The organism is Streptomyces sp. 13-12-16, assembly GCF_002114215.1.
GTDB lineage: Bacteria > Actinomycetota > Actinomycetes > Streptomycetales > Streptomycetaceae > Streptomyces.
Window position 1 is genome coordinate 978 of the sequence record NZ_NCTE01000673.1, and the last position, 5,395, is coordinate 6,372.

Sequence of the window (5,395 nt, forward strand, 5' to 3'; positions counted from 1 at the left end):
GCCAGCCATGTGCCGAGGTGCTCCCGGACGGCCTGCTCGACGCAGTCGTGCACGGTGGCGCCACCCAGCTCGCCGCGGGTGGCGCCCTGGTATTCGGGGCTGTCCAGTTTCACCGAGACGACCGCTGTCAGTCCCTTGCCGATGTGGTCGGTGGTGAGGTCGGGGTCCGCCGCCGTCAGCAGCCCTCGCCGACGCGCGTACGTGTTGACGGCGGCCGTCACCCCCGCGCGGAACCCGTCCGCGTGCGTGCCGCCCCCGGGGGTGGGCACGCTGTCGGCGAAGGCCCGGATCCGTTCCTCACCCAGGCCGCGCCAGCTCAGGGCCACCTCCACCGTCCCCGCCATCCGCGCGTCCTCCCGCTCGAAGGCGATGATGTCCGGGGGGACGTGCGCTCCGGTTTCCGCATCGAGGAGGGCGACGAGGTCCCCCGGTCCGCCGGAGAATTGGAACCGTACCGACCGAGGGCCGCCCCGGGGGCGTTCGTCGGTCAGGGAGATACTCAGGCCCCGGTTCAACAGGGCCACCTCTCTGAAGCGTTCGGCCAGTACCGCGAACGAGCACTCCGTCGTGTCGAAGATGCCCCCGTCGGGCCAGAAGGCGATGGAGATCCCGCCGCCGGTCGCCGGTCCGGCGGCGGCGGGCGGAGCGACAGCGGCGCCGCGTACGTACTCCTGGACCCAGCGCACCTGTCCGCGCCGCACCTCGGCCGTGAGACGGCTCGACAGAGCGTTGGTGACACAGGGGCCCATGCCGAAGGCGCTCCAGTTCACGGTGCGGCGGCAGCCGGGACCGCTCCCGGCGTACGGGCGGGTCAGCAGGGTTTCGAGGCCGTCACCGCCGACGTCCCCGGCCGCTTCGACGGGGACGCCCGGCCCGTCGTCGGTGACACGGACGCCGCCGTCGGGCGTGAGGGTGACGTCGACACAGCCGCCACCGCCGGCCAGCACCCCGTTCACCGACCAGCCGACGACCTCGAACAACATGTGGTGCAGGCCCCGCACGCCGGTCGAACCGACGTACATCCCGGGCCGTTTCCGAATGGCCTCACGCCCCTCCAGTACTGCGACATGAGTGGCGTCGTATCTGCTGGCACCCTCGCTCACGAAGTCCCCTTCCCCTGGTGCCCGGCAGGACTTCCCCACCCTATGCGCGGCTTCGGGAAAGGCCAGGTCAGGAGCGGTTCGCCAAGGGCTTGAGCAGGCGTGTGCGGGCCCGCCCCCGAGCAGTCGGCCAGACGGTCACGGACAGCGGTCAAAGCGCGTGCGGAACCTCGCCGAGGCCGCGGACGACCCTGTTCCAGGCCGTGCCGAGGCCCTCGATTCCTGCCTCCCGCACGGGCACGGGCCTCCCCTGACGCCGCACACCGTCACCGCACGTCACGGACCGCGAGCAGTTCGACCGCCGCCCCGGACGATCTTCGGGCAGCCGAGCGGGCATCAGGTACGTGACGGCCATGGCTCCCTCACGGTGGTCCGAAGTCAGTGATCGCCGGGCCCGGTCGAACCGTACGTCCTCGACGCCCTGTGCGGCCTGGGTGCGGAGCAGCCGGGTGGTCGCTCCGCACCCGTGAACCGGTCGGTCGACGGCCGGGGCAGCCGTGTCGTTCGTGGGCTCCGGGTCGAAGCCGAAGTCGCGCGAACGAACACGGGCACCGCATGTGAAGTCCGCCCGACCCGTTGGGACGGGTCGGGCGGACGACGGGCCGACGGCTCAAGCGGACTTGTAGTCGACGGTGTGGGTCGCCTGCAGGAGCTGCTCCCGGTTCCTGATGCCCATCTTGCGGTAGACGCGGGTCAGGTGCTGCTCCACGGTGCTGACGGTGATGAACAGCTTCTCGGCGATCTCGCGGTTGGCGTACCCCTGGGTGGCGAGGCCGGCGACGCGCCGTTCGGACTCGCTGAGCCCGTCGAAGTCGTTCTGGCCCGCGTGGTAGCTGTCCCGGGGACCCACGCTCCCCCGTGCGCCGACGCTCCGGGGCGTGGACGTCGGCAGCAGCGACTGGCACAGGGATTCCGCCTGGCAGGCCTTGGCGAGCCGCCATGCCCGCCGCGCGGTCGGCCGTGCCCGGTTGTCACCCAGCCGCTGGTAGGCGCGGCTCAGGTCGGCCAGGACCGCAGCGGCCTCGTACCGTGCGCCACAGGCCTCCAGCAGCCGGAACGCCTCCCGCAGCACGGGGAGTTGCTTCGTGTCCGCCTGCGTCAGGGCGAGTGCGTGCAGGGTCATCCCGCGGGACCGCGTGAGTCCGGTGTCCGGCCTCGCGAGCTGTTCCTCGACGAGCCGGGCCGCCCGGTCCTTCTCGCCCAGCCGCAGCCATGCGTCGGCCTCACCCAGCCGCCAGGGCGCGAGGGCCGGTGTGTCCAGGTTCCAGCGCCGCATCAGCCGGCCGCACTCCTGGAAATCGGTGAGCGCCAGGTACGGAGTGCCGGTCGCGAGGTGGTGCAGGCCCCGCGCGTACAGGTAGTGCAGCCCCGCGCGGGTGAGGAACAGTGCGGGCGGCGGCTCGGACGTCAGGTACTTGGCCGCGGCCCGATGGTCGCCTTTGGCGGTGTGGGCTTCTATGAGTATGGCCACTGCCATCGCACTGCTGACGTTCCACTTCGGTCCGGACAACCGGTCGTAGGCCGTCTCCGCCCGGCGCACGGCCTCGGCCAGCCGTCCGCGCCGCAGCGCGATGAGCGCGCCGACGCACTCGCCCTGAGCCCGCCAGCCGGGGGCGTCGGAGTTTCCCGCGTCGGCGGCGACAAGCTCGTACCACTTGTCGGCGGCGTCGATCCGGTCCGCGTAGCACAGGGCCAGCAGCGCTTTCGGCAGACCGCTGAGCTGCGAGGTCGGTCGGCTCCGGGTGCTCTGGAACACCTGGTCGGCCAGGGCTACGGCGTACTCGTCGGCCCCCCGCTCCAGGACGAGGGCGAGGGAGTGCCTGGCGCGCAGTTCGGAGTGGGACGTCGCCGGAACGGTGGTGGCCACCAGCGGACGGCTCAGCCGGTCGAGCACTCCGGGGACCTCCGAGGCCATCAGCATCCGGGTGCTGTGCAGCGCGGTCGCCGGCTGCCCACCGCTGTCGGTGAGGTGGTCGACGACCTCCACGGCTTCGTCGAAGCTGAGGTGGAACAGCATGCCCTCGGCGATCCACCAGGCGTCGTCGCCCGTCAGTTTCCCTTCGAGTATCGGGTCCTTGAGGCCGAGGAAGTGCAGGGCGGAGTCGGCGGGACTGAGTTGCCACTGACCGTAGGCGTACTGCGACTTCACCGAGAGGCGCTGTGTCTCGGTCGAGGAGCATTCGCCGGCCAGCTCCAGGTACCGGATGGCCCGCGGCAGCGCACCCTCCTCCAGGGCCTGGCCGGCGGCCGCACGCAGGACGGGCAGCACCCACTCCTCGTCCAGCGGGCCGATGCCGGTCAGGTGCACGGCGACCGCCTGTGGCGGTGCCCCGTTGTCGTACAGCAGGCGGGCAGCGCGGTACCGCAGTTGCGTCACCTTGTCGTGGGGCATCTCGCCGAGGATCGCCTGCCGCAGGCCCGCCTGCCGCAGCCGGGCCCCGCTCAGCGCGCCGACACCGGAGAACAGCCGGGTGTACCGCTTCAGCAACTCCGTGCCGATGCCGCTGAGCTGGCTCAGCAGGACGGGGGTGGCCGCATCGCCCAGCAGTGCGAGGCACTGGGCGAGCCGGACCGCGCGCGGTCCGAGCCGGTGCAGGTAGGCGAGGACCGCCCGGTGGAAGACGGGGCCCATCGGCAGCTCTTCCTCGCGGATCGGCCGGGGGACGGCGCCGTCGCCCTCGCCGGACGTCAACTCCGCGGCGGATTCGAAGGTGACGCGCAGCCGGTGCTCCTCGATGAGCGCCTGGGCGAGCAGGGGATTTCCGCCGCTCAGCCTGTGGATCCCGGCGATGACACGGTCCGGGGGGAGGGACGGGAGCTGGCTCGCGGCCAGTTCCTTGACGCCCTGGGGCGAGAACGGCTCCAGGTGGAAGTGCCGCGCGTTCGTCCGGTACAGCAGGTCGTGCAGGATGGGAGGTGGCTGGCTGTCGACGGAGACACCGTACGTGAACACCAGCGCCAGTGGCAGCCGGCTCAGGCGCTGAGTCAGGTAGCGCAGGCAGGGGAGGGTGGCCGGGTCGGTGTGCTGGATGTCGTCCACCGTGATCAGGACGGGTCGCCGGGAGGCGAGTTCGGCGATCATCCGGTACGTCCGCCGTGCGACGGTGAGAGGGTCGTCCTGGGCCTCGGGCAGGGTGGGAGCGGTGGTGGTGCCTGTGGGCCCGTCGGGACGGGCGGTGCCCGCGTCCCCGGTGCACGGAACCTCGTTGGCGGAGGAGTGGGCGTTGATCGAATGCGTGAGCTGGGCGAGCGCGCTGTAGGGGACATGGCGCTCATGGGGTGAACTCACCACGCTGAGCACCATGACGCCCGCGGAGGCGGCCCGCTTCGTCAGGACGTCGAGCACCGTCGTCTTGCCTGTTGCGCTTGAACCGCTGATGGTGGCGACGACACCGCTGCCACGCGAGATTTGGATCAGTAGATCGTCGAGCTGTACAAGTAACTTGCTGCGCTCCTGTGACACTGCTTGACACACCCCCGTGATCATGAGTACGGAGCCAGCCCGTCTCCAGCGCGGCTGGAGACGGAAGCGCTGCAAGTTTGTGACATTCGTTCGGGTCATGTCTAGCAGCGAAATATTCGGGCGTGGCGCGAGGGAGGGGGACACGGCGCCTCACGCGCCCTCTTTACTGGTCTGAACTGTGCTTTCGTCGGCGGCGGGGCGTAATTGACCAGAGGGTGGGCCGGACCCGGAGCGTCGGCTCCCTTCAAAAAAGAGACTACGGTAGGCGTTCCGGCGTCTTCTTCGACTCCACGAAGGGGAATATTACTTTCCGGTTGCCGCACGGCCCTTTCCTCGGCCGACCGCACTGCCGGTGCGGTCGCATCAGTGATCGCTCCCCTCTGCGGCTGAAGGCAAAGCGTGGCCCCGGTGGGGCGACAGAGAAGTTCACCTGAGATTTTACCGCCGTACGGGGTCCGCGCGGATCGCATTCCTCGAGACCGCTCGAGAAATTAACTTTGCAGCAACATTCTCCGCCCGACGCGGCCGAGGCGTCAGCCATTTCCGTGCGTCGCGGAGAGGGTCACCGGGGAAACCGGAACACCGGTCACCAAGAGTTCATCACGTGCGTGTACGCTCACCGCATCGTCACGGCGAGCGCCTTCGCCCGCGGAGTGGATCAAGACCGTGATCGTGTGAGCCCGGGCGTCGACGCCGTCGGCGACCACGAGGGCGGCGGCTGCCGCGCGGCCGAGCACGGGTTCGTGTGCCGGCGCGGACGCTGCGCCGGGGGCGTGCGGGCAGCCGCCGCGGGTCATCGAGATCGCGCCGGGCATCGGCCGGACCGGGGAGT

At 70.6% G+C, this 5,395-nt stretch carries 3 protein-coding genes; all 3 read right to left on the minus strand.

Features of this window, described 5'->3' with window-relative positions; all coding sequences use genetic code 11:
* Positions 1-1,022 (minus strand): DNA gyrase subunit B (locus B7767_RS25680; protein ID WP_256923570.1); only part of this gene is annotated, 1,022 nt, incomplete at its 3' end.
* A gap of 688 nt (positions 1,023-1,710) precedes the next feature.
* Positions 1,711-4,563 carry a LuxR family transcriptional regulator gene (locus tag B7767_RS25685; protein WP_256923571.1) on the minus strand — a complete coding sequence of 951 codons (2,853 nt, stop codon included), beginning with the start codon at positions 4,561-4,563 and terminating at the stop codon, positions 1,711-1,713.
* 533 nt (positions 4,564-5,096) lie between these two features.
* Positions 5,097-5,395 (minus strand): hypothetical protein (locus B7767_RS25690; protein ID WP_218775820.1); only part of this gene is annotated, 299 nt, incomplete at its 5' end.